Raw genomic sequence first — 1955 nt, 5'->3', positions numbered from 1 at the left:
CAGAGCCTCCTCGAATGGCGAATAAACGGCTGGCCGAATACTTTTGGGCAGCACGAATAAGCCTGCGCGGCGGGGGTCGGAGTTCCCGGGGCGCGGCTGGGCTACCGCATGAGGTGTCGGCGAATCACACGCGATGCTCGTCGGGGGAATCGCGCGTATTCGACAGATGTGTGTGAACAGGATCGGTGACCGGTGCGGTCACCGCCGTGCCGTCCGGATTCGAGGGCCGCACAGGCCGCACTCCCGGAACGGACCGAAGGTGCCTAGCTAGTGATCTTTCCTCCAACTTCACTGCCGCCGCGGATTCGATAACGGCGGTATGTCAGCTATGTCACATGGAAGTCATCCACGTATTGCGAACACTAGGCCAGGTCGAAATAAAAAGGAACTGATTCCTCTAAAAATATCGGACAAGCGTCCAGATCCCCCCTGGTGCGAGCGGCTCCGGGCAGCTTTCTACCCGCGATCAGCTGCGCCTCGCGCATGTGAGCTACCGCACTTTCAGATGGGCAGACTATGAGCCGAAACGTTGCATCTGCGTTGCATCCGCGCCCAGACGCCGATCGAGCACCCGAATCTTGGCCTCGATCTGGGCGAACAGTGGTGAATCGCGATCGACACTCGACCGGTAGGCGACCCAGGCCGCGGCATCGTCACGGCCCTCCGCGGTCGAGGTCCAGCGCCGCAACGCGGCCGGATCACGCGAGTCCAGTACCGAGGTACGCAAACGAACCCGCAGCTCATCGCGCAGATCGACGATTCCGGGAGCGCTCGAGCGCGGCAGTACCGGCCCCGCGTAGAGCCGCAGTGCCGCGTCCACGTCACCGGAGTCCAGCGCGGCGCGCAGGAAATCGATATCGGTGGCCACGGGTACGCGCAGCCGGTAGGGCCTGGATCCGAACACCTCGGGTCCGACCACCGTGCGCAGCCGCGACATGGCGGCGCGGATGGTGCCGTTGTCCAGATCGGTGTCGTCGAGCAGCAAGGCCAGATGGTCCGCGCCGAGGCCCTCGGGATGCTCGGTGAGCAGCAGCAGGATCTCGGCATGCCGCTGCGACAACGGCACGCGCTTACCGGCGATGCTCAGCTGCGGCTGCCCGAGGCCGAGTACGTCGAGGCCGAGCCGGCCACGATCGGGTGCGGACTCGGCCCGGTCGCGCACGTTTCCGGCGGGAGCGTGCCGATCGGCCCGCATCGCGGTGAGCAACAGATCCATCTCAGCGGCGGTCGCGGCGGCCTTCACCAGAGCCAGGATCTCGGGCCGGGCGACCCGCACGCCGCCGGCGATCATCAGCACGCCGACCAGCCTGCCGTCCGGGTCGTGCACGGGTGCGGCGGCGCCGGTGAGCTGGTGCATGCGGTGCAGGAAGTGTTCGGGACCGTGGATCCAGGCGGCGCGCCCGGTGCGGACCACCATGCCGACGGCATTGGTACCGATGCGTCGCTCGCTCAGATCGTCACCCGCGCGCAGTCCGATCTCGGCGGCGGCGCTGACCCGCTCGGTATCACCGTGCACCGAGAGCACCCGGCCGAACTGATCGGCCACCACCACGATCAACCCGGTGCGGGCGGCGTCCTCGACGAGCAGCTTGTCGATCAGCGGCATCAGGGCAGCGATCGGGTGCGCGTCGCGGTAGCGCTGGAGGTCGGCGCCGCGCAGCCCACGACCGTCGACGACATCCATCGGATCGATGCCACCGCGAACACTGCGCAACCACGATTCCAGGACCGCAGGGCGCAGTAAACCGGCGAGCCGGGACAGCCGCTCACCACCGGCACCGAGATATCCATGCGCTTGAGCGGCATAGGCTTCCAGTGCACCGAGCTGCGTGCCAGGTTCTACTCCATGCCGCGAGGGGCGACCACCCGCAAGATTGCTGACCATTTGCCTTTCACCTACGACAAACTGTACCGGCGGGTACCGGCAACGACCGGCGGATGGTGAGGTTTGTCCG

1 protein-coding gene is annotated in these 1955 nt (G+C 66.5%); it reads right to left on the bottom strand.

Annotation, left to right across the window (positions count from 1 at the left end):
- Window positions 1-514 precede the first annotated feature (514 nt).
- Window positions 515-1885 carry a GAF domain-containing protein gene (locus ACFXNW_RS26795; protein ID WP_379420549.1) on the bottom strand — a complete coding sequence of 457 codons (1371 nt, stop codon included), beginning with the start codon at window positions 1883-1885 and terminating at the stop codon, window positions 515-517.
- Window positions 1886-1955 lie beyond the last annotated feature (70 nt).

The sequence above is a fragment of the Nocardia sp. NPDC059180 genome (assembly GCF_042754945.1).
In the GTDB taxonomy this organism is placed as follows: domain Bacteria; phylum Actinomycetota; class Actinomycetes; order Mycobacteriales; family Mycobacteriaceae; genus Nocardia.
Note: the sequence above shows the minus strand (reverse complement) of the source record. Positions and strands in the feature narration are given on the sequence as shown.

Bases quoted from the DNA above. Each gene is read 5' to 3' on its own strand.
- ACFXNW_RS26795 (WP_379420549.1), bottom strand. From the start codon at position 1,885: ATGGTCAGCAATCTTGCGGGTGGTCGCCCCTCGCGGCATGGAGTAGAA.